This window comes from Flavobacterium agri (genome assembly GCF_013401995.1).
Lineage (GTDB): Bacteria > Bacteroidota > Bacteroidia > Flavobacteriales > Flavobacteriaceae > Flavobacterium > Flavobacterium agri.
Genome location: NZ_JACBJI010000003.1, coordinates 573,828 through 597,852, shown reverse-complemented (window position 1 = coordinate 597,852; position 24,025 = coordinate 573,828). Strand labels below are relative to the sequence as shown.

Here is a 24,025-nt window from a genome sequence, read left to right as displayed (position 1 = left end):
CCTTCCAAAATCAAACCCTAAAAAAAACGCGCCAGGCTTCCCTGACGCGTCACTATATTAAGGTAGATATCCTTAAGCCAAAACCGACTTCAAATCGCCGTTCATCGCACGAACGGCATCCGCACTTTTCGCGAAAAGCTCTTTCTCGGCATCGTTCAATTTGATGTCTACGATTTCTTCAAGACCGTTTTTCCCGATGATACACGGAACACCCATACAAATGTCGTTTTGTCCGTATTCGCCTTCAAGGTAAACCGAACAAGCGATCATCTTTTTCTGGTCGTTCAAGATCGAATCGACAAGGTAAGCCACAGAAGCGCCGGGCGCATACCAAGCCGAAGTTCCGAGTAATCCGGTAAGGGTCGCTCCTCCTACTTTGGTCGCTTCGAAAACTTCTTTCAATTTGTCTTCAGACAGGAATTGGGAAACTGGAATCCCGTTGTAAGACGCCAAACGCGTCAACGGAATCATAGTCGTATCGCCATGGCCTCCGATCACCATTCCCGAAATATCGTTCGATGGTTTATCCAAAGCCTTTGACAAATAGTATTTGAAACGCGAACTGTCTAGCGCGCCACCCATTCCGATGATTCGGTTTTTAGGCAATCCGGTCGCTTTCAACGTGAGATAGGTCATCGTATCCATAGGATTCGAAACGACTACGATGATGGCGTTCGGTGAATGTGTGAGTACATTGTCGGCGACCGATTTCACGATCCCGGCGTTGATTCCGATGAGTTCTTCGCGCGTCATTCCGGGTTTTCTTGGAATACCCGAAGTAATGACGACCACATCTGAATTTGCCGTTTTCGAATAATCGTTGGTCACACCGCTCACCATGGTATCAAACCCAGTATTCGTGGCACATTGCATGATATCCATAGCCTTGCCTTCTGCAAAACCTTCACGGATGTCGAGCAATACGACCTCGCTTGCAATTCCCCTGTACGAAATGACGTCTGCACAGGTCGCGCCTACGTTTCCGGCGCCTACAATGGTAACTTTCATAATTTTTGGATTGGTTGTTATTGGTTAGCCGCCAATGACTCGAAATTAGAATCATTAGCAACTTCAAACTTTAAGCATCAATCTTCGCGTAAGCCGCATTTTTCTCGATGAACTCACGGCGAGGCGGAACTTCGTCTCCCATAAGCATAGAGAAAATCCTGTCGGCTTCAGCCAAACTGTCGATCGTAATCTGGCGCAACGTGCGGTTTTCAGGATCCATGGTCGTCTCCCACAACTGCTCGGCGTTCATCTCACCAAGACCTTTATAGCGTTGTACGTTTCCGCCGCCGCCCATTCTTTCGTTGGCCAAATCGCGTTGGTCGTCGTTCCAGGCATACTCTTTCTTGTTGCCTTTTTTGACCAAATACAACGGTGGTGCAGCGATATATACGTGTCCTTCCTCGATCAATTCACGCATGAATCGGAAGAAAAACGTCAAAATCAAAGTAGCGATGTGAGAACCGTCGACGTCGGCATCACACATGATGATCACTTTGTGGTAACGCAGTTTCTCGAGGTTCAACGCCTTGCTGTCTTCGGCCGTCCCTACGGTGACACCCAAAGCGGTAAAAATGTTTCGGATTTCCTCGTTTTCGAAAACTTTGTGGTGCATGGCTTTCTCGACGTTCAAAATCTTACCGCGAAGTGGCATGATCGCCTGGAAATTACGGTCACGGCCTTGTTTGGCCGTTCCACCCGCCGAGTCTCCCTCGACGAAGAAGATTTCGCATTTTTCCGGATCTTGCTCCGAACAGTCGGATAGTTTTCCCGGAAGTCCGCCTCCACCCATAACCGACTTACGTTGTACCATCTCACGCGCTTTTTTCGCAGCGTGACGGGCTTGTGCGGCCAAAATCACTTTCTGTACGATGATTTTCGCGTCGTTCGGGTTTTCCTCGAGATAGTTTTCGAGCATTTCGGCCACAGCCTGACTTACAGGCGAAACCACTTCCCTGTTTCCGAGTTTGGTTTTCGTCTGACCTTCGAATTGAGGTTCGGCCACTTTCACCGAAATGATCGCGGTCAAACCTTCGCGGAAGTCGTCACCCGTAATCTCGAACTTCAATTTATCGAGCAATCCCGAAGCATCGGCGTACTTTTTAAGCGTACGCGTCAACCCCATACGGAAACCTTGCAAGTGCGTTCCTCCTTCGTGCGTGTTGATGTTGTTGACGTAAGAGAAAATGTTCTCGGAATAACTTGTGTTATAGATAAGCGCCACTTCCACCGGAACTTCGCCTTTTTCGTTTTCCATGCTCACGACACCGGCCATAATCGGTTCGCGGTTGCCGTCGAGATAACGGATATATTCTTTAAGACCTTCCGTAGAGAAGAACGTTTCCGAGCGGAAAGCACCGTTTTCCTCAACTTCGCGCTTGTCTGTGAAATTGATCGTGACGCCTTTGTTCAGATACGCCAATTCGCGCATACGTGCCGCAAGCGTGTCGTAGGAGAACTCGGTGGTCTGCTGGAAGATCTGGTGGTCAGGCCAGAAGGTCTGGCGCGTTCCTCTTTTGTCGGAAGTACCGGTTTGTTTTACCGGATATAGCGACTTTCCTCTTTCGTATTCCTGCTCGTACGATTTTCCGTCGCGGAAGACTTCCGATTTCATGTGCTCAGACAAGGCGTTCACTACCGAAACACCGACACCGTGCAAACCTCCGGAAACCTTGTACGAATCTTTGTCGAACTTACCTCCGGCTCCGATTTTCGTCATGACGACCTCAAGGGCCGAAACACCTTCTTTCGGGTGCATGTCGACCGGAATACCGCGTCCGTTGTCTTCTACGGTAACCGATCCGTCTTCGTTGATAGTGACCGAAATGGTGTCGCAGTGCCCGCCCATGGCCTCGTCGATCGAGTTATCCACGACTTCGTAGACCAAATGGTGCAACCCGCGGACACCCACGTCACCTATGTACATGGAAGGGCGCATCCTTACGTGCTCCATTCCTTCTAACGCCTGAATACTGGCCGCTGAATAGTCCTTCTTAACTTCTTCGCTCATATATAAAATTCTCGTGTAAAAGTGTGTTTTTTGAGATACGCGCAAATATAAGCAAATAGGCAGGATTTTGGGCTATTCAAGCCGTTTGCAACACGTTAAGTTATCAACATTTTGTTGACTAAAAATGTAAGGGTTTGCCCCACTTCCAACGTTTTCGCCAAAGACAACACGCCCTTCTTTGAAAGTCGCTCCGGACGCGATGTCAGATGCCAATAGAAGCGGTCCGTCGGCATCTATGAAGTCGAGCAAAGGCGCGAGTTGGACAAGTGCCGAAATACCGAAAGTCGATTCAGTCATACAACCGGCCATAACCGACAATCCGAGTTCGCGCGCTTGTTTTATCATGCGCAAAGCCGGAGTGATCCCGCCGCATTTCATGAGTTTGATGTTGATACCGTGGAATTGATCTGAGCAAACCAAGACATCTTCTTCACGCTGGCAGCTTTCATCGGCAAGACAAGGCAAATGTGATTCGGATTTGACGCGCTTCATCCCTTCCACATCGTTTGCTGCCAAAGGCTGTTCGATGAATTCGACATTGAAATCTTTGAGGATTTTGGAATATCCGACGGCCTGATCGGCAGACCAGGCGGCGTTCGCATCGACACGAAAAAGCGAATCGGTGCATTTTCGAAGCTCCTCGACAATTTTTATGTCGTTTATGGTGCCGAGCTTGATTTTGTAGAGAGGCCACGGGAATTCAAGGATTTTAGCCTTCATTTGGTCGATCGAAGCGATTCCGATGGTATAAGAAGTCATCGGAAGCTTTTCAGTATCATCTGACCAAGAACTGCGAAGCGTTTTTCCGTGCTTCCTCGAATAGTAATCCCAATAAGCGACATCGACGGCACAAAGCGCGAAGTAATTGTCTGACAGCACTGAGTGAAGTTTTGGCCAGAGCTCTTCGGGATGGATATCATCTGCGGAAGCGATAACCGGAATTGCTTTTAAAATCGATTCGCCGAGTTTTTCCTGCGTAGAATGATAGTATGGATTTGCGGTTGCTTCGCCGTAGCCTGAGATTTCTCCGTCAGAAATGATCGCGACAACCGTTTTTTGGACGGTCACACTATAGCGCGAAATCTCGAATTTATGCTTGAGCGGGAGGTCGAAAAAGCGATAGGATAACGTAAGCGCCATTTTGGGATTTTCGACGAATATAGGGTTTTGCTTGAAATGAAAACATGTTTGGAACGGACAAACCTCAAAGGTTTTCAAAACCTTTGAGGTTTCCAAAAACGAACGCCAACAATCCGACAGCGTCCAAACATTAAACAAAAAAATAAGCGTCAGGCCAACTACTACCTAACGCTTAATACAAACAACTATATAACAAACCAACTAAACAACTACACGGCTATGCCCGGTTTGGCGATGTCCACGTCGGCTTTGACGTGGGCGGCGTTCGCCCTACCGCTCGGGTCTTGGTTTTCCTGCCATTTCGGGATCCACTTGCGCACGGTCTGGGCCGCACTCAATTGTGGATAGTGCTTATGGAAAATGTCCCGATAGAAATACGCTTCCTTCGAAGTCGGCGTATTGTATGGGAAGCGCTTTTCTGCGGCTTCCATCTGCTCGTCGGTCACTTGAGACGAACAGTATTCGATCAACGTGTCGATCCAGTTGTAACCGACTCCGTCTGAAAATTGCTCCTTCTGGCGCCACAACACTTCTGCCGGCAAATACGGCTGCTCTGGTGTGTCGAACGCTTTTCGAAGGATATGCTTTTCAACGCCGTCATAGGTTTTGGGCTGCTTCTGCTCAGCTTCAATCGTCATGGCGACGTCGAGAAATTTTTTGTCAAGGAACGGGACGCGGGCTTCGAGTCCGTGCGCCATTGTCGATTTATCGGCGCGAAGCAAATCTGCAGTGAACAGTTTTTGTACGCGCTCGATGGTTTCTTTCTGGAATTCTTCGGTCGATGGAGCGTTCCTGAAATACAGGTATCCGCCAAAAACCTCATCGGCACCTTCACCCGACAAAACCACTTTGATGCCTTGTCCGGTAATCGCTTTCGAAAGGAAATACATGGGCGTGCTTGCTCTCACCGAAGTCACATCGTAAGTTTCCAGATGCCAAATCAATTTGTCAAGGATTTCGATGCCTTGCTCGATCGTAAAGTGGATCTCGTGGTGTTTCGTACCAAGGAAATCGGCGACTTTACGCGCGGCAACCGCATCGGGCGCTGTCGGATCGAGTCCGATCGAAAACGAATGCAACTCCTTCCCTTTTTCTTTCAACAGACGAGCCGCGATCGACGACGTCAGCGAAGAATCGAGCCCGCCTGAAAGCAACACGCCGATCGGCACGTCGCTCATCAGTCTTTTGCGGACGGCTTCGGTTAGGGATTCACGAAGCAATTCCATATCGAGTGGCTTGTCGGCCTTTCTGTGATCTTCGTACTCCGGACGATAGTATTTCACGAAACCTGTTTTCGGCGTATAATAATGTCCCGGAGGAAAAGTCGAAAACGTCTTGCACTGGTCGGCGATCGGTTTCATTTCGGAAGCGAAATACACGCGCCCTCTTTCGTCGAGTCCGTAATAAAGCGGCTTTACACCAAGCGGGTCGCGGCCTGCGATAAAATCGTCCCCGTCAATGACGACGAAAGCGAAATCGCCGTCGAGATGGCGCAGGAAGTCATATCCGAATTCTTCATAAAGATGCACAATCACTTCCGAATCCGATTTGGAACGGAACGTGTGGTGCTTCAAAATGGTATCGCGCAGTTGCTGATGATTGTAAATTTCACCATTGTGGACCATCCAGGCAGTAGAACAACCCTGGATAGGCTGTCTTCCTGAATGAAGGTCGATTATGGACAGGCGCTCATGGCTCAAAATGTGTCCTTTTTCGGTAACGTGGATGTCGCTTTCGTCAGGACCGCGGTGCGACATCCTTTTTGACAATTGCTTTACAAGTTGTTCGTCTTTCCCTTTTCCAATGATGGCTAATATTCCGCACATACGCTTTGACTTATCTCGGTTTTTATTGATAAGGCAAAGATGCAGATGTGATTACAATTGGAAAAACCGAACCGCATTTTCGGTTATAATCTAAAACTTAGAACCTTTATTTACATCAAAAATGTAATTTTCACCAAACAGAATTGTCATCCGCGGTTTCAAACTCTAATTTAAAAGATGGGACCGGTTTAAATCTGTAAGTTTTTAGGAATTCGATGCTACGATATCCGCTCGATCGTGTAGGTCGAAGTATTGACCTCTGCGACGCCGCCGATTGATTTACCGACAAGCTTGCTACCCAAAGGCGATTGGGGAGAAAGTGCCAAAATACTGACACCGTCGATGACGACTTTCGGAAGTGCCGCGCTCAAGAACAAATGGATGCCGTTGGCGACGACCAAACTTCCCAAAACGACTTTATCATTTGTGGATTCGGGGTCGATTTTGTCGAGAATCGCTTTTTGCTCAAGGCATTCTGCAAGTTTCAAGTTGAGTTTTTCCTGCTCCAGATGCATCATAGACAAAGCCGTTTCGTGTTTGTCGCCCGCCGAACTTTTGGCGTCGTTCTGCGCATCTTCGCTCAAAGCGGAAATCATGTCGCGGAAAGCGTCGATCTTGTCTGAAACCAATTGCTGGTAACGCGCGTATACTTTTTGTTTTAGGGTCATAATCAAAAAAACCTACGACGAATCGCAGGTTTGGATTTTATATCATCCCGATTCGGGATTTGGAAACTGTTAGAAATCGAATTTATAATTCGCGCCGAGCATGACCTGGAATCCCTGAACCGGATAATTGAGCCATTTCTCATACTGCTGGTTCGCGATGTTGTTGAACTTGAGGAAACCGCTTAGGCGTTCGTTGTGCTGGTATCCGACGTGCGCATTGGCATCGAAATAGCCTTTGAGCGTCACGATTTGGTTATTGCCGCCTACGACGTCGGTAAAATCGAGCATGTCTTTTCTTTCGCCAACGTAGAACACATCGGCTCCGGCATACCATTTTTTGGTGATGTCGACATCAAGATTCGCACCCGCTTTAAATTGAGGCAGGTTCCAGGCTTCTTCGGCCCATTCTACATCGTAAGTACTGAAAGTCGCATTGACGCCGAACGATACGCTTTTCGAGAAATCCGCATTGATTTCGCCGTAAGCGCCAAAGGTCTTGACGTTGTCGTAAACCACGCCGAACGAATTAGCGTATTCGTATCCGCCTAAGTCGGGATTGCCGTCCGGACCTGGAAATTGGTTCAGCAAAAACAACGGCTTGTCTTTTTCGCTTTTGAAGAATCCGCGAACGTTGTAACTCACACTGTTGGCCAATTTTCCTTTAAGTCCGCCATATAGGTCGAATTGACGGTTTGTAGGCGCTATCAGCAAAGTCGGGGAAACGTACGGATTGAGATTCGTGAAATCGCGATACGAATTCTGGTCAAGACCGCCTTCAGCACCCATATACAATACCATCAGGTCGCCAACGATCTTGAATGTTGCCGTAGCTTCGGGATAAATGTAAAATTTATTGTCGCTGAATTCGGTGTCGAGGCTATAGAACGCGGCCGCCCCGATGTTGATCGTCCAGTCGTCGCGGTTGACCACGAAACTCGGATGGATGCCGAAATTCGCAAAACCGTATTTCATGGCCGGATCCAAACCACTCCCGAAATACGCACGGTCGAATTCGCCGCCTACGTAATCGACGATCAAATCGGTCTTGATGGCTGTTTCGGATACTTCAAACTCGAACGAAGGTTTGAAAGTGAAACGGTTTTCGGCCGAATCGTACGCATCCCAAAAACGGTTGTATTTAAGCGTCGCCTCCTTGAAAAAGCTTTCGCCTACTTCTATCCTTCCGCCCACATAGGCATTGTGGTAAGTTTGCTGCGGATCGATATCGTTGAACAAGGCCGGATCGAAAAACGGCTCGTCTACATACATCCCGTACCAATTGTAGATTTGGTGCTGATAACCGGCGTCTATGTTGAACGAGAAATTGTCCAGACGACTGCCATAGGTCAAATCGAGGGCCGTATTCGAGAATTTGTCGTCGAGTACGGCATCGTTTATACCGCCGCGCGAAGAAAAATGACGGAACGAACCGCCCACGTAGCCATTGTCGCCTACTTCTTCGGTCACGAACAACTCACCGATCAGGTTCATGTAATTCCCGATTCCCAAAGTCGCGTAGTTCTTGAACAGACGCGGTCTCGGCGTTTTGTCGACGGCTGCCGCACGTCCTTTGGAAGGCGTGAACGTAGATGCCACCGGAAACGAGAAAATATTGTATTTGATGATTTCTTTTTTCGTGGTCACGGAATCTTCCAAAGTCGGGGTTTCCTTGACCTTGAAAGCGTCCGAAATGGTCGGCGTGTACGGTTTTACCACGTTTACGACCTCGGTTCCTATGTCTTCGTTCTTCTTTTGCCCGAAAACGGCCGAAGCGGTTCCGACGCAAAGCAATATGAGTATATTCTGGATTTTGGATTTCATGCGTTTCGTTTTACGGTTAGGGCGTTTATTCGGTGATTGAGGAATTGGTCTGGGCTTCGGCCGACTTGATTTTCGCGAGTTCGGCCTGGGCTTCCTGGACCACGTCTGGATAAGCGGTGAAATTCTTGATGATACTTTCCAAAATATACGTCGCCTGGAAACTGTCCTTGAGCCCGTAGAAATTCTTGGCCATGATCAGCAGGCCTTTCGCACCGAAATATTTATAACCCGAATAGTCCTTCGCGAGTTTTTGTACCGTAGTGTTCGACGCTTCGTATTTGCTGTCCTTGTTCTTGAAATATGCATCGTAATACAAGGCCTCGGCGGCCAATTCGCCTTTGGCGATCGAGAGCAACTTGCCGTAAGCCGTACGCGCTTTGGCTTCGTCTCCCGAATTCCAAGCCGAACGGGCCACGATGATCTGCGCATCCGATTTAACTTTGTCGTCCATTTTAGGATTCGCCAAAACCTTCTCGGCATAAATTACGGCGTTCGGGTAATCTTTCTGCTCGTAATACGTCTTCATCAGGTTGGCCTGCGAGAACGTGACGTTCTGCGGATATTCGGCTTCGACCTCGAGTCGTTTCAACACGGCAACCGTTTTTGCCGGATCGTTTTTCTTGAGGTAGATTTCGGCCAGACGAGCCAACGATTGCTCGGTGAATTCATTCCTAGGACGTGACGCAACCGCTTCGTAAGCTGTAGCCGCATTATCGGTCAGCCCGTCTTTGAAATACAATTGCGCGAGATAGAAATTCGCTTTCAACGAATTCGGACCGTTCGGGAACTTGGCGACATAACCGCTAAAGCCCGAAATCGCCGCTTTCGTATTGTTTTGCTGGTATTGTTTTTCGGCCGCTTCGTAAGTGTCTTTCTCGAGTTCGGCATCGGTAACTTCTACGAAATCGAGCGTACGCACCCAAGTCGCGTATTCATCGACCTTTCCGTTATCGACATAAATGATGCGAGCAGTCGCGACCGCTTCTTTAGCTTCGGGAGTATTCGGGAATTGGGCCGCGATCGCTTTGAATTTGGCCAATGCCTGCGTATCGTTTTCGGCATTGTAATAGTTCAATCCTTGACGCAGCAACGCTTTAGGCGCATATGAACTGTTTTTGTATTCGGCGACAAGTTTATCATACGTCTGGTTTGCCATGTTCGTATTCTTTTCGACCACGTACACATTCCCAAGTTCGAACATCGCATCGTCACGGTATTGGGATTTCGGGAAATTCGCGATGAATTTGTTCAAATCGTCGATTTTCTTGTCGTTGCGCTGCACGAATCCGTACGAAATCGCCTTTTGGAACGCCGCGTAATCGGCATCGACGCCACGCATCTCGATCGCTTTGTTGTACGCATCCATGGCCGGCCAGTATTTCGCGGTCACGAATCGGCAATCGCCCAAACGCAGGTACGCATCGTTGAGACGGGTTTTGTCGTCTTTGTGCGCATCGATGTATTTCTGGAAATTATCGCCTGCATTGTCGTATTCCTTGAGTTTGAAATACGCATAAGCGAGGTTGTAATTGTAGTTTTTGTATTCGTTCGTGTTCTTCGCTTCGGCAAATTGGTCGAACTGCTTGAAACTGATGAGCGCGTCGTTAAAATTGTCGAGCGTGTATTCGGTTTCGGCTTTCCAGAACGTCGCGCGTGCTTTGAAATGCGCATTGCGAGGTTCTGCGATCGATTTGTTGAACATCGAAAGCGCTTGTTGGTAATTGCCGTCCGTATATAATTCCAAACCACGGTAAAACGTCACTTTTTGATACGCTTCGCGGTTCGCGGTCTTGTTCTTTTCGAGCAACGTGAGCGCGCCTTCGTAGTTTTTAGACGTGATGTATGAATTGATCAGCAAACCTTCCACTTCGGCCTTGCCCGGATTGTTCGGATACTTTTGCAGGAAATTCGCCAAAACGTCGGGAACGGGCTGATACGAGTTTCCGATGTCGTAACTCAATTTGGCGTAGTTCAACGCCGCGTCTTCTGCTATTTTGGCGTCGAATTCCATTTCGGAAGCGTTCTTGAAAGCGTTCAACGCCTGTTGCTTTTTATCGGTTTTCAAATAACTTTCACCCAAATGGTAATAGGCATTCTGGGCGACCGAATCGTTTCCGCCGATGATCTTGTTGAACTGCGTGATCGCGTTCTCGTAATCGCCTTGTTTGTAATACGCGTAACCGAGCTGGTAGTAATCGGTGTTGTTCCACTTGCCCTTCTTGCCGCGGTATTCCTTGAGGTACGGAATGGCTTTGTCGTATTGTTTGAGGTTGAAATAACTCTCACCTATGATTTTGTTGAGCTCCGATTTTTCCATGGCGTTCGACTTGGCCATAGCCTTCTCTCCCGACTTGATCGCCTGATCGAACTTGCCGAGCTTGAAGTTCATGTCGGCTTCGAAATACGACAGTTTTTCTTTGTATTTCTCTTCGCCCGAAACCTCGTCGAAATATTTGCTGGCTTCTTTGTAATCGTCGGCGTCGTAAGCCAAAAAGCCCATGTAATACTTGGCTTGAGAACCGTATTCTTTCGAATTGAGGACTTGTTTGAAGTAATCTGTAGCTTCTTTCTTTTTGCCCGCGCTGAAAAACGCGTAGCCTTTCTGGAAAATGAATTTTTCGCGCTCGTCTGCAGAAAGCGTGTTTTCGTCTACTTTGTCGAACCATTGCAACGCCTGCGGATAGCGACCTTGCTCGAAGTAATAGTGTGCCACTTCTATATACGCCTGATTTTGCTTGGTGCTCGTCGGATAGTCTTCGACGAACGCTTCCATCTTTTCATCCGCATTCGGTTGTTCGAGGCGGATGGCGCAATTGGCGCTGTAATACGCACAGTCGGCTTTTACGTTGCCGTTTGTGGTCTCGTCCTTTACCTTGTCGAAAATGATCTGCGCCGACTGGTATTGATTGTCCTTATACAATTCTACGGCCCGGTCGAATTCCTTTAGCGGATGGCTGTAAATCTCTGTTGTTTGGGCCGATAGGGCGGCGAATCCACCAAAGAAAAGCAAGGCGGCGAGACGGGTTCTTTTAATCATTTCCGTATGGTTTAAATATCAAATTTAACGCGTTGATGAAGTTATAACGGGCTGTTTTCGGGTTTTATTATGAACATTTTTTTTAACACACCGGCATTTTTAAGGGGTTTCCGACCGATTTTTTTGATGGATGAGCACAAGACGCAAAGACACAAAGTGTTAGGAACCGATAATAGATTTCGGATTTAGGGTAGATATTTTGGAATTCGCTTGAATTGATCTGAGATGTAGAGCCGAGATGTGTTCAGATAAAACCGAAAAATCACAGAACGTTGAAATTCAGAAAAATAACACTTAAACCTAACAGGTTTTGGAAACCTGTTAGGTTTAAAGATAAGGTGTGACTTCTGTAACCATCTACAGATTTTCTTCCTATTTTGTTAAAAACCGCCATGCTGTCGCAACAACCACAAGACTTCCACTTTCGACATTCGACTTTTTCTCCTACTTTTACCACCAAACTTTCCATTCCATGCCAGAGCCAATCGTTTCCTTGCACAACGTGACCATTTTTCAGGACGAACGCGTCGTTTTGTCTAACGTGAACCTCGAAGTGAGCGAGGGCGAATTCATTTACATCATCGGAAAAACCGGTACCGGAAAGAGCTCGTTCATGAAGACGCTTTATGCCGATTTGCCACTCAAGGAAGGTCAGGCGAGCATCGTCGGGCACGATCTGGCAAAGTTAAAGGAATCGCAAATCCCTTTCCTGAGACGAAAAATCGGAATCGTATTCCAGGATTTCAAACTGTTGCCCGACCGTTCCATCAACGAAAACATGCTATTCGTTCTGGGCGCGACCGGATGGAAAGACAACAAGGAGATGCAGGACAAGATCGATGAAGTGCTCGACCGCGTCGGCATGCGCGCTAAATCGAATAAGATGCCGCACCAGATCTCGGGCGGCGAGCAACAACGCATCGCAATCGCACGCGCGCTTTTGAACGATCCTGAGTTGATTTTGGCCGATGAGCCGACCGGAAACCTCGACCCGCAAACCTCTGTCGAAGTCATGGAAGTCCTTCGCAAGATCAACGCCAACGGAAAAGCCGTGATCATGGCGACGCACGATTACGCGTTGCTTTTGAAATTCCCATCGAAGACACTTAAATGCGATAACAATACGTTGTTCGAAGTCGTACAGCGCACGGTTTAAGCCACAGATACTTTTCTTTTGGCCACGAATATCCCGAACTTGCACAAATCTTTGGCGAAAATTCGTGACATTCGTGTCTAACATTTTACAGCGTGCTTTCGATCCTTATCCCGACATATAACTACGACGTATTTGGCTTGACGGCCGAAGTGCAACGTCAATGCAGACTATCGGGAATCGTGTTTGAAATTATCGTTCTCGACGATGCTTCGTACAGATTTACAACAGAAAACGACCGCATCAATACGCTTGACCATTGCTCCTACTCGATTTTGGGCCAAAACATCGGACGCAGCAAAATCAGGAATCTGTTGGCTTGGAAAGCGAGATACGATTGGTTGTTGTTTTTGGATGCGGATACGTTTCCTACATCGGACGATTTCATTCCGAACTACCTAACAGAAATTTCCAACGGCGAAAAAGTGATCGACGGCGGAATTTTGTACAAGCCCGAAAAACCCGGAAAAGATAAAATGTTGCGTTGGACGTACGGAAACGACCGTGAGGCTTTAGACGTGCCATCGCGCAACCAAAACCCGTATTGGGCATTCCTTTCGCTCAATTTCCTGATCCCGAAACGACTTTTCGAAAAGGTCCGATTCGACGAGACTTTGCCCAACCTGAGACACGAAGACACGGTTTTTTCGTTCACGATGCAGCAACTTAGGATTCCGATCAAACACATCAGCAATCCTGTTTTCCATCTCGGCCTCGACGATTTCGAGACGATGTTGCGCAAGGAACACGAGGCGCTTTCTTCATTCAAAAACCTGCTTCTGACCGGAAAAATCTCATATGATTACCTAAGAATGGGGCGTTATTACCGATTTTTGAAACGCTCGCATCTCGACTTTTTCGTCAAGGCCTTTTTCAAACTCACGCGAAAATCGTTAATCGCCGACATTTCGAAAGCCAATCCGTCGCTGTTTTGGTACGACGTTTACCGAATCGGCTATCTTTGTTCGATTCCCGACCAATGAAAATTTCCGTCGTCATACCGCTGTTCAACAAAGGCCGTCATATCAAAAAGACGCTGCAATCGGCTTTGGCGCAGACTTTCGAAGATTTCGAACTGATTGTCGTAAACGACGGCTCTACCGATGAAAGCGAATCTGAAGTGTTGGCTTTGACCGATGCGCGCATCCGCTATTTCAAGACCGAAAACCAAGGCGTTTCGGCAGCCAGAAACTTCGGAATCTCAAAATCACAAGGAGAACTTATCGCGTTTCTCGATGCCGACGATTGGTGGAAACCCTGGCATTTACAGAAGCTTTCCGAACTTTTCTCGGATTTCGGCCAAGCCGGATTGTTTTGCATGAATTACGTGCGGTCGTATTCCGAAACCAAAAACCGCGTGCCCAAATTCATCGGTTTGCCCGAAGAATTCCCTTGGCGAGGCATCGTTCCCGATTTTTTCCATTCGAGTTACATCGACAGGATCGCGTGGACTTCGGCGGTCGCGGTTCCTAAAAAAATACTCGACGAGATTGGGAATTTCGATGAAAACATCACGCTTGGCGCTGGCGAAGACCTCGATTTGTGGATTCGGATCGCGTTGAAATATCCGGTGGCTTTCGACTCCGAATACTCGGCTTACCACAATCTGTCGGCAGACAACAGGATGTCGCTTACGCAGACCGGACATCGGTCGTTCGCGCTGCTCGACCAATTTTCACGTGAAGAGAAAAACAATAAATCCCTAAAGCGTTTTTTGGATTTGTATCGCGCCGAATTCGCGCTCAAAATGAAACTGGCCAGCGACAAACGATACGATTTTTACAAACGGAACATCGACTCGAAAAACCTATGCGCCAAGACAAGGCTGCTTCTCGCTTTACCCGGTTTTGCGTTGCGTCCGATTTATAGATTCAAGAAATTTTTAGAATCGAAAGATGTCGAGGTTTCGGCCTATCACTGATTCGACTTGAGAAATTCATCGAAATCACGAATGTAATCGGACTCGTCGAATTCGCCCGAAGAAATTACCATACACACCGCTCCCGACGAGAAATTCTCGAGTTCACGCCAGGTATTTTTGGGAATCAGAAGCCCTTTGTCGGGTTTGTTCAACGTGACGGTTTTTTGATTTTCCCCGTCGTGCAATACCACGTCGAAACTTCCCGAAAGCGGTATGAGCAAAGCGGCTTGTTCCTTGTGCGCATGTCCGCCGCGCGAGGCACTGCTTGGCACGTCGAACAAATAATACACGCGCTTTATCGCAAACGGGATCGTGTCTTTTTCGACCACGCCGATGTTGCCGCGATAGTCTTCGATGACGGGAATCTGTATGAGTTGAATGTCCATATTACTTGAGTAAATCCTTCCAGATTTGTCCTATTTCGGAAACTTCCATGCGCATCACGCTCGATTTTGCGTTGCTGCCGCATTTTTTGCGAAGTTCCGTATCGTTAGCCATCTCGTTGAGCGCGCTCACGAAAGCGCCCCAGTTTTGGTTTTCGACGAGCAGTCCGTTTTCGCGATCCATGATCAAATCGCGCGGGCCCGATTGACAGTCGAAAGATACGACAGGCGTACCGACGGCCAAAGATTCGGCGAGAATATTCGGCAAACCTTCGAATTTGCTCGTCAGAACCGTGAATTCGGCGTTTTTGAGATACGGATACGGATTGTCTACGAAACCTTTGAAAACAGTGGGCAATCCACCGATTTCGCTCAAATTCTCGAATTCCATACGCATCGGTCCGTCGCCCAAAAACAACAGTTTGATGCCTTGCTTCGGCAAATCGGAATCCAGAAAAGCCATCATGAGTTTCGCGAACTGTTTGTGGTCGTCTTCGGCCATGCGACCGGCTGCGACAATATATCGGAAACCTACATCAATCGGCTGATTAGACAGCGATTCGATTTTGTCCGATTCAAGCGGATTCGTGATCGTAACGACCTGGTCGTAACCGTATTCGGATTTGACGCGATCCTCAATTTCCGAAGCCACGCAAACGATTTTGAAAGCGTTTTTGAAAATCCGCTTTGCGACAAAAGCATTCGGAGTGAAATACCATTCGGTTTTGTAACTGTGGATTGTCGGAATGTAGCGATAGTGCGAAAACAGACGCGTCAGAAAAAATTCACGCAACGGTTTATGACGCGTGCGAAAATCGATGATGAAGTCGAAAGTGTGCTGTTTCAGATAATCCGAAATCCGGGTGAAGCGCTTGAAGAGATCGGAAATCCCACCGTTTTTACGTTCGGCGCCCAGATTGAGCAACTCGCCCGAAAAGTCATACGTCACGCCATCGATAAAAATGATATTGTGCACCTCAAAGCCTTCGGACGCGAAGTAATTCGAAAGCACCGCATGGATTTTATCGGCTCCGCCAAACGACAGGCTGTTTCCGACAAGGCAAATTTTGGGTGGCCGCATGCGTGAGTTTACTTACATTTGGGCAAATATAAACGAAATTATGAGGATACTGCTCGTCGGGGAATTCAGTCGCCTGCACAATTCGCTAAAGGAAGGTCTCGTCGCGCTTGGGCATGAGGTCACGCTAGTGGGCAGCGGCGACGATTTCAAGAATTTTCCCGTCGATTTGTCGATTGCGTCCAAAACCGTGGCGCGTTCCTCTGGCTTGAAATTCATCGGGAAAATCACGAACAAACTGCTCGGATTCACGCTCGACAGCCTTGAAAAAGGGCGGCGTTTCGAGAAATTGTTGCCACGGCTTAAAGGTTACGACGTCGTGCAACTCATCAATTCGGACGCAATCGAAACGCTTCCGAATCTCGAAATCGGACTGTACGACAGATTGTTCGCGCAAAACGACAAAATCTTCCTGTTGATTTGCGGTGACGAAACGCCCGTCGTAAACGAATTGCTCAAGAACAAGCAACGGTATTCGGTGATGACGCCTTATTTCGAAGACAAAAAACTCGAGCCGTATTATCGGTACACATTGAAATACACTTCGGAAAAGTATCGCGGATTATACCGATTCGTGTCTCAAAACGCATCGGGCTTGTTGACTTCCGACCTCGATTACAAATTGGTTTTGGATGAAGCCGGAATCGATACGACGCTGATTCCGAATCCCGTAAACACAGATAAAATCCCGTTCGAAGAATTATCTGTCGACCGTCCGATCACGATTTTTTACGGTGCGAACAAATTCAGTTCGGTAAAGAAAGGCGGTAAATTCTTTGAAAAGGCGCTTGAAATCGTAAAAGCCAAATACAGCGACAAAATCAAGGTCGAAACCGTAAACAGCCTTCCTTATTCTGAATATGTCGAACATCTCAAAAAAGCGCATATCGTACTCGACCAAGTGTACGCTTTCGATCAGGGTTACAATGCTTTGGAAGCGATGGCCAGAGGAAAAGTTGTGTTCACCGGAGCCGAATCGGAGTTTTATTCGCACTACGGTTTGTCTGAAAAAGTCGCGATAAACGCTTTGCCCGACGTCGATTTCATCGTTTCGGAATTATCGCGGTTGATCGAAAATCCGTCAGAAATCCACGAAATCGGAAAACGCGCAAGGGCTTTTATAGAAAAGGAACACGATTATAAGTCAATAGCACAGCGTTATCTCGATTTTTGGCAGAAGTCGTAATTCAAAAACGATAGTGATTGAGATTTTTTTACTTCTCCTCGTGATATTCCTGCTCGGTATTGATCGCCCAAATATTCTCCTTATCCGAAACCCCGTTTTTGATATTCTGCACCGCTTGGATCGCCGTAAGCATCGAATGGTCCTGGTTGTTGTATTTGTGCATGCCGTTTCGCCCGACGAGGAAAAGATTATCGAATCGGTTCACGAACGACTTGACTTCGTCGAAACGGTCGTACGAACCAAAATACGCGGGATACGTCTTCGGCATTTTGATCACGGTCGAATCGAGCACGTCCTCAGATTTCGAGATAAAACCGAGTTCGATCATTTCACGAACGGCGAGTTCAGCGATTTCGGATTCGGATTCGTTCCAGATCGCATCGTCTTCATTGCAGAAATATTCGAGTCCGACCCAGGTCGTGTTCTTATCCTTGACCAAAAACGGACTCCAATTGTTGAAAACCTGCAATCTGCCGACCTTGACGTACGGTTCCTGAATGTAGATCCAATTGTCTTCAAGCTCGAAATTAATGTTCTTGAGCAACAAACCGACCGTAATGAAATCGCGGTATAAAAGGCCGTTGGCGACTTCGGATACGTTTGCCGGAATTTGGGTGTCGAGATTCGCGATGAGCTCTTTTACGGGCATTGTCGAAATGACATAATTTGCCGATATTTCTTCGGTTTGACCCGATTTCAAATCTTGTACGACAACCGATTTTATCGAATTTCCATCGGTTTTCAACCCGACGACTTTCGCATGCTGGCGCAATTCGCCTCCTTTTTGGGCCACGCGGTCGGCGACTTCTTCCCACAATTGGCCCGGGCCGAATTTCGGATACAGGAAATATTCGATCAGCGACGTCTCGGTATTTTTCTGGTTCACGTCGTTGCCTTTTCCGAAAATACCTCGCAGGTAATGCGCGATCGTCTTGCGGATCGAAAGCCCTTTGATGCGTTGCGCGCCCCATTCGGCCGAAATTTGCGAGCACGGAATTCCCCAAACCTTTTCGGTGTAATCCTTGAAAAACATCTCGTACAGGCGTTTCCCGAATCGGCTGATGAAGAATTCGTCTAGCGTTTTCGGGTCTTTTATCGGAAAAACCACCGATTTGAGATAGCTCAATCCGATCAAAAACGTATTGAAATACCCGATTTTACCGACGGTTTTGGGCGTGAGCGAAATCGGGTAATCGAAAAATTTATGGTTGAAGAAAATACGCGATTTGCGTTTTCTCACGAGCATGACTTTATCGCCTGCCGATTCGGCGTTCGCAGCTACCTTGACGTTCGTCGTGGCATTGCGGTACGTGAGTTTGATGTCCTGGTTTTCGGAATAGATCGGAAGGATGTCGTTCCACCATTGCATGACCACGTCCGATTTCGAGAAAAAACGGTGGCCGCCGATATCGATCTTGTTGCCTTTGTAGTCGACGGTTCGCGAAATTCCGCCCCAATAATCGCTCATTTCGATGACGATCGGTACGATATCGGTAGTCTTGAGGAATTCATAGGCAGCGGTAAGTCCGGCAGGTCCGCCTCCGATGATGATGGCTTTTTTGGGTTCCACGCGATTTTTTTCGGGTTTCCAAAACTACACTTTTTCCCGAACCTTTTTTCGCGATTCGACTATATTTGAGGCTGAAAGTTTTCTCATGGCTTTTTCGTCCAAATTTTACAGGATCGTTTTTTTTTGCGTCCTGGCCTTTTACTGCCTGTTTTTTGCCCGTTTCGGATTCGAGAACTGGGACACCGGATTCGTGACTTCCCAAAGTTGGCGCGTGGCTAACGGCGAGGCCGCTTTTCGCGATTTTTTGAGCGTGCGTCCGCCGGTTACGGCTTATTTCCACGGTTTGATCATGTCCGTTTTACCCGATTACGCACAGGTTTATACGACGCGCGTACTTGGTTATTGCCTGTTTGCGCTACAGGTTTTCTTTGTCGTGGACGGTCTTGACCGATTGTTCCGTTTGCGCAAATACAAAATCGACAAATGGGGCGCGATGCTGTTCGCGTTCGTAATGGCCACAGGTGCGATTTACCCCGATCCGTGGTTTACGGTCGATGGGATTTTCTTCGCCTCGGCCGCGTTTTTCGTATTGACGCTTTCCCGTCGCCCAAAATGGCTATCGTTTGCGATTACGGCTTTGCTGTGCGTGCTTTCGGCCGGAACGAAACAATCTTTTTACTTCGTCCCGATTTTCTTTACGATTTGGATTTTTGTTTGTTTCGGATGGAAAAAAGCACTGGTTTTCGCTTCTTTTTCAGGCATTTTCACAACAATCTTTCTTTCGATTTTCATTTCGGCATCTTCGCTTTCCGACATCATTTTCCAACTTGGTGGCACCGGAAACTCACATGATTTTATCGATTTGGGGCTTCTCGCCTATCTCAACGTGTTTCGGGCAAAATGGGTTTGGCTCGGACTTTTCGCATTGTCTTTCGGGTTTGCGTTCGTGAATTCGGGAAACCGTTTGCCTTCGGGCGTTTCGGTTTTGAAATGGTTCGCGCTCGCCACATTCCTTTCGGCTTTGGCGGCGATCCCGATTTTTGGTTTTCCGACCAGCGCCACGGTTTTGCTGGTTGCCGTCAAGATCGCCTTTTGGAGAAAGACGCGATTCAGCCGCTTCCGCATCGCGCGCTATTTACCGATTGTCGTTCTCGTGGGCATCGCCTGGTGCGCTTCGTTGAGTAAAGGTTTTCCATTCCCGGTGTTGTTTTGCCATGCGCTCGCGTTGTGCTTTTTTATATTGATATACGACGATTTGGGCGATTATCGGATCAAACGCTTGTATTTGTTTGTTTCGGTTCCTTTGTGCGTTTACCTGTTCATCGGAAATTTCGACCGTTATCGCGAACAGGAATTTTTGCATCTAGACCGTGAACTTGGTTCGGTTTCGCCCAAACTGGCTTTTGTGGTTTCGTCCGAATCGGCTTTCGGAAAATTATCGGAACTCAAGCAATTACGCGAAAAGTACACCGGAAAATACGTCGTGGCTCCAAGCCTTCCGCAGGCGTATTATTTGTTCAACGACCGCAATCCGTTGCCTGCCGACTGGCTCACTTCCTTCGAACTCAAGAACGACTGCGCGCCTTATTTGTCGGCGACGGCCTTGACTGCCAAGTATGTTTTTCTGGAAAAATCGTTCGTGAAAGGCGAAACTTACCTGAATCCGAAAGACGATAAGGACGATTTCAGCCAATACGCGAATTACATCCTAAAGCATATGAAACCCGTCGAAAAAGCCCGCTATTTCTGGGTATACGATGCTTCGGAACTTACAAGCACCTTGCGAAAATATCCGATCAATACAATCAAATAAACCAAATACGTGAGTGCGTGGGCGGCGACAAGACCTTCAACCCCTTTTGCTTTGAGCAGAAAATGGCTCGTCGCGTACAGGAAAGCGAGCGAAAAAATCTCGGTCACGAAAAAGGATTTCGTCATCTTTTTGGCGATGAAACAACAACCCAAAATCATCGAAGCCGATCGCAACACATCGCCCAAAAGCTGGAAAAAGAACAGGTTTTCGACGGGTTTGAAATCTTGGGTAAACAGAACTCCGACGGCGAAACTTCGTAAAAAATAGAGCAATATCGTCCCTAAGATGAACAACGGCATCACCGCTTTGAAATAGGAGACGAAAATCGCCCTGACTTCTGAGGATTTGGTCGCCAACACCAATTTCGGCAGGAAATACACCGAAACCAACGTAGAGACGAACAGCATGTAATAGGACGAAATGCGGTTTATGGCTTCCCAATGTCCGGCGGCGTCGATCCCTGAAATTGCGATCGTTTCCTGTCGGATTTTGAGGTAGACCAAAGGCACGCAAACGGCCGAAAACAGTGTCATCAACGAATAAGCGCCCAATCGTTTGAGCAATATTCCATCAAAAGAAGGCATCGAAATGTTCGAAAGTATCCCGATTTCGCGCGACACGTAAAAAATCGACACGAAAAACAATATCGACGGACTTAACACGATCGCGAGCAACGCACCGAAAAGCGAGTATTCCACGATCAAACCGACAGAAATCGCAAGCCCGATGATGTTACCAATGATGTTCGTCCAAATCACGTTTCGGTAATTGCCCAAACCGTTTAAAACGGCGATCAAAACCAATGAAAATGCATAGAATGGTAAGGCCAACGCCATGATCTTGAAGATGTCGCCAAAAGTGCGGTTTCCGTTAAAAACCCATGCGCTCCAAAAACCGGACAACGCAAAAAGCAGTGCGCAACAAATGGCCATTACGGCGAAAAGACTCAGGAATACGGTCGAAATCGTTCTTTTGAGTTCGGCTTCGGACGTTTTGCTTTCGGCCACATATTTGACGATGCCGTTCTGGAAACCCAAAGTAGCGACACCTTCGAGCGATGTCAAAAAGTTACGCAGGTTTCCGGCCAACGCCATTCCCGAAGGTCCGATGAATATCGCAATGACTTTCGATGTGGCGAATCCGATCGCGATCTTGACCAAAACGCCGATTCCGTTGAGCGAAGTCGCCTTGAACAGCGGTGCCTGCCATATCTTTTTCGGAATCCCCATTTACCAGTCGTTTAGGGCGTCGATCACATGAAAAACTTCGGCATCGGTCATCACGGGACTGATTGGTAAACTGAGTACTTCGTCGTGTATTTTTTCGGTAATTGGAAGAAAAAGCGAGTTCCATTCGGCAAAAGCGGCCTGTTTATGTGGCGCAATCGGATAATGGATTTGGGTTTCGATACCTTTTTCGGACAGGTATTTTTTCAATTCCTCTCGATTTTGGCTTCGGATCACGAACAGGTGGAATACGTGATCATCAGTTCCTTCGTACTTCGGAAGTACTATTTTCGGATTTTTGATTTCGGAAACATAACGCTTGGCAATGGCTTGACGGATGTTGTTTTCGTTATCAAGGTTCGCCAATTTTACGTTCAAAAAAGCCGCCTGGATTTCATCGAGACGCGAATTCACGCCCTTAAGCGCATGCACGTATTTCTTCTCAGAACCGTAATTGTGCAATTTGTCTACGATAACGGCCAAAGCATCGTCGTTCGTAGTGACGGCTCCGGCATCGCCCAGAGCGCCGAGGTTCTTGGCCGGATAGAACGAAAAAGCCGCGGCATGTGCCAAACTTCCGGCTTTTCGGCCGTTGAGATGCGCGCCGTGTGCCTGTGCTGCATCTTCGATCAACAATAAATCGTGTTTTGTAGCGATTTCTGAAAGTCTGTCCATATCGGCCAATTGCCCGTAAAGATGGACGGCAAGTATCGCCTTGGTTTTGGGTGTGACGTGTTTTTTGATGAGTTCCGCATCGAGGTTGAACGTATCGATACGTGGTTCGACCAGAACGCTTTTGAGTTCGGCCTGCTCCACGGCAAGCATCGAAGCGATAAACGTGTTCGCAGGCACGATGATTTCGTCTCCGGGATTCAATTTCCCCAATTCGATATAGGCTTTGAAAATCAAAACGAGCGCGTCGAGGCCGTTTCCGGTGCCGATACAATGTTCCGTACCGCAATAGGCCGCAAAATCGGACTCGAATTTCTTGACCTCATCGCCCAAAATAAACCAGCCTTTTTGTAAGGCCGCATCGAGCTTTTGCTGGAAAGCTGCCTGATATTGCGCGTTTATCTTTTGTAAATCGAGAAATTTGATCATATCAGCACGTTTTCGAGCAATGGAAAATTTTGGGTTTCGACTTCATAAAAATCCTGTGTGATGGTGTTCGCCCCGAAGCTTTCCTTCCAGAAAACAAGACCTTCGTTGAGTTTCGTGCCTTGATCTTCGTTCGAGATACCGAAGTCGAAAAACGGCTTGTCTTTAAAAACTTCGGCAATCAGGAAATGGTACAGGAAATCGAGCGAACCCAACGCATTTTTGTCGGGATTGCCCGAAATGTATTGCGGATGCGCGACGGTGTCGGTAATGAAAACTGTGGTTCCGGCGACGATTTTTGCGTTGTGGTATACATTGAAATGACGGATGTTTTCGGGAAAACGCTTGTACAGCAATTCGATTTCCTCGATTGAATGCACGGGTTTTATCTGGTGTTTCTTATCGAGGTTCGGAATCAGGATTTCATCCCAAAACAACTTGAAATTGGCTTCTTCACGAATTTCAAGCCCGTTCTTTTGCCCGCGCCTGATGCTTTCACGACGGGTTTTCGAAATCGAATATGGCTTTTGCAGGTCGATTACCGAAAGCGAATCGCGTCTGGTAAGCGATGATTTTGCGATAAAAAGCGCATACAGAAATTCATCCGAAGGCAATTTGTGGTAAATCGACGGGATCGTTTTGATGTGGAGTTTTTCGATTCCTTGATCGGACAACGATTTCAATATCGCTTCAAACACGGAAAGCACTTCCCTGAGTTTTAGTTTTTCGTCGTATACCAATCCGCCGTAGGTTAAACCCCAATTCGAATAAAGCCGATTTTCGATGCGATGTGCCGGCAACACGGCGAGCAACTCGTCATTGTCCCAAACCAGAAGGGAATAATCCTCGAATCTATCGGCGTGGTATTCCATAAAACCGCGATCAAAAAGAAATGTGCCGTTTTTCGACTTCTTGATGAAGTCGTTCCAGGTTTTAAAATCGGACGCCTGATAACGTTTTACACTGTAATTAGACAAGGAATGCTTTTAAGCGGCAAATTAAGGATTTTTCGCAAGATTGTGCATGATGAAATGAGGACGGCTTGTAGGTCCGAGACCTAACAGGTTTTGAAAACCTGTTAGGTCTCGAAAATACCAAATCCTCAAATTAAGCGACTACAGGTTTTCTGTCGAAATTGTTAAAAAAAAT

Annotated in this window: 18 protein-coding genes; 5 read left to right on the top strand and 13 right to left on the bottom strand. The window is 47.4% G+C overall.

Annotation, left to right across the window (positions count from 1 at the left end; genetic code table 11):
- Nucleotides 1–72: 72 nt before the first annotated feature.
- From mdh to HZF10_RS10000, 7 genes are all read right to left on the bottom strand, one after another.
- Nucleotides 73–1,008 (bottom strand): malate dehydrogenase, encoded by a 936-nt coding sequence (gene mdh / locus HZF10_RS10030; protein ID WP_176006055.1) that lies wholly within the window; start codon nt 1,006–1,008, stop codon nt 73–75.
- Between the two features lie 70 nt (nt 1,009–1,078).
- A complete protein-coding gene (gyrB, locus tag HZF10_RS10025) occupies nt 1,079–3,016 on the bottom strand; it encodes a DNA topoisomerase (ATP-hydrolyzing) subunit B (protein WP_176006054.1) in 1,938 nt (645 codons plus the stop codon).
- Nucleotides 3,017–3,088: 72 nt separating this feature from the next.
- The gene (locus tag HZF10_RS10020) at nt 3,089–4,156 is read right to left on the bottom strand and encodes a dipeptide epimerase (protein WP_176006053.1); all 1,068 of its coding nucleotides are present in this window, start codon (nt 4,154–4,156) and stop codon (nt 3,089–3,091) included.
- A 209-nt stretch (nt 4,157–4,365) separates the two neighbouring features.
- Nucleotides 4,366–5,982 carry an asparagine synthase B gene (asnB, locus tag HZF10_RS10015; RefSeq protein ID WP_176006052.1) on the bottom strand — a complete coding sequence of 539 codons (1,617 nt, stop codon included), beginning with the start codon at nt 5,980–5,982 and terminating at the stop codon, nt 4,366–4,368.
- 218 nt (nt 5,983–6,200) lie between these two features.
- The gene (locus HZF10_RS10010; protein ID WP_176006051.1) at nt 6,201–6,650 is read right to left on the bottom strand and encodes a hypothetical protein; all 450 of its coding nucleotides are present in this window, start codon (nt 6,648–6,650) and stop codon (nt 6,201–6,203) included.
- Nucleotides 6,651–6,719: 69 nt separating this feature from the next.
- Nucleotides 6,720–8,471, bottom strand: coding sequence for a TonB-dependent receptor (locus HZF10_RS10005; RefSeq protein WP_176006050.1), 1,752 nt, complete (start codon nt 8,469–8,471; stop codon nt 6,720–6,722).
- Nucleotides 8,472–8,496: 25 nt separating this feature from the next.
- A complete protein-coding gene (locus HZF10_RS10000; RefSeq protein WP_176006049.1) occupies nt 8,497–11,508 on the bottom strand; it encodes a tetratricopeptide repeat protein in 3,012 nt (1,003 codons plus the stop codon).
- Between the two features lie 472 nt (nt 11,509–11,980).
- Between HZF10_RS10000 and HZF10_RS09995 the strand changes: the two genes are divergently transcribed.
- The 3 genes from HZF10_RS09995 to HZF10_RS09985 all read left to right on the top strand — a co-directional run bounded on the left by HZF10_RS09995 (nt 11,981) and on the right by HZF10_RS09985 (nt 14,582).
- The gene (locus HZF10_RS09995) at nt 11,981–12,664 is read left to right on the top strand and encodes a cell division ATP-binding protein FtsE (RefSeq protein WP_176006048.1); all 684 of its coding nucleotides are present in this window, start codon (nt 11,981–11,983) and stop codon (nt 12,662–12,664) included.
- A gap of 92 nt (nt 12,665–12,756) precedes the next feature.
- On the top strand, nt 12,757–13,644 hold the full coding sequence (locus tag HZF10_RS09990) for a glycosyltransferase family 2 protein (RefSeq protein WP_176006047.1): 888 nt from the start codon (nt 12,757–12,759) through the stop codon (nt 13,642–13,644).
- A complete protein-coding gene (locus tag HZF10_RS09985; protein ID WP_176006046.1) occupies nt 13,641–14,582 on the top strand; it encodes a glycosyltransferase family 2 protein in 942 nt (313 codons plus the stop codon). The genes HZF10_RS09990 and HZF10_RS09985 overlap by 4 nt, the downstream gene beginning before the upstream one ends.
- Here the strand turns inward: HZF10_RS09985 and HZF10_RS09980 are convergent.
- The gene (locus tag HZF10_RS09980) at nt 14,576–14,968 is read right to left on the bottom strand and encodes a sugar 3,4-ketoisomerase (RefSeq protein ID WP_176006045.1); all 393 of its coding nucleotides are present in this window, start codon (nt 14,966–14,968) and stop codon (nt 14,576–14,578) included. The two genes, HZF10_RS09985 and HZF10_RS09980, sit on opposite strands and share 7 nt — an antisense overlap.
- Nucleotide 14,969: 1 nt before the next feature.
- Nucleotides 14,970–16,046, bottom strand: coding sequence for a glycosyltransferase (locus HZF10_RS09975; protein WP_176006044.1), 1,077 nt, complete (start codon nt 16,044–16,046; stop codon nt 14,970–14,972).
- A 40-nt stretch (nt 16,047–16,086) separates the two neighbouring features.
- Here HZF10_RS09975 and HZF10_RS09970 point away from each other — a divergent pair, with 40 nt between their 5' ends.
- Nucleotides 16,087–17,229, top strand: a complete 1,143-nt coding sequence (locus HZF10_RS09970) for a glycosyltransferase (RefSeq protein WP_176006043.1) — start codon at nt 16,087–16,089, stop codon at nt 17,227–17,229.
- Between the two features lie 28 nt (nt 17,230–17,257).
- On the opposite strand, the gene HZF10_RS09965 is transcribed toward HZF10_RS09970, so the two are convergent.
- Complete coding sequence (locus HZF10_RS09965) at nt 17,258–18,799, bottom strand: NAD(P)/FAD-dependent oxidoreductase (protein ID WP_176006042.1); 1,542 nt, start codon at nt 18,797–18,799, stop codon at nt 17,258–17,260.
- Nucleotides 18,800–18,884: 85 nt separating this feature from the next.
- Between HZF10_RS09965 and HZF10_RS09960 the strand changes: the two genes are divergently transcribed.
- Nucleotides 18,885–20,552, top strand: coding sequence for a hypothetical protein (locus HZF10_RS09960; RefSeq protein WP_176006041.1), 1,668 nt, complete (start codon nt 18,885–18,887; stop codon nt 20,550–20,552).
- Here HZF10_RS09960 and HZF10_RS09955 read toward each other — a convergent pair.
- The 3 genes from HZF10_RS09955 to HZF10_RS09945 are packed head-to-tail and all read right to left on the bottom strand — an operon-like array spanning nt 20,480 to nt 23,853.
- Nucleotides 20,480–21,781 (bottom strand): O-antigen translocase, encoded by a 1,302-nt coding sequence (locus HZF10_RS09955; RefSeq protein ID WP_176006040.1) that lies wholly within the window; start codon nt 21,779–21,781, stop codon nt 20,480–20,482. The two genes, HZF10_RS09960 and HZF10_RS09955, sit on opposite strands and share 73 nt — an antisense overlap.
- A complete protein-coding gene (locus HZF10_RS09950) occupies nt 21,782–22,879 on the bottom strand; it encodes a DegT/DnrJ/EryC1/StrS family aminotransferase (RefSeq protein WP_176006039.1) in 1,098 nt (365 codons plus the stop codon). It abuts the gene before it with no gap.
- Nucleotides 22,876–23,853, bottom strand: a complete 978-nt coding sequence (locus HZF10_RS09945; protein ID WP_176006038.1) for a GNAT family N-acetyltransferase — start codon at nt 23,851–23,853, stop codon at nt 22,876–22,878. Before HZF10_RS09945 ends, HZF10_RS09950 begins: the two co-directional genes overlap by 4 nt.
- Between the last annotated feature and the right edge of the window lie 172 nt (nt 23,854–24,025).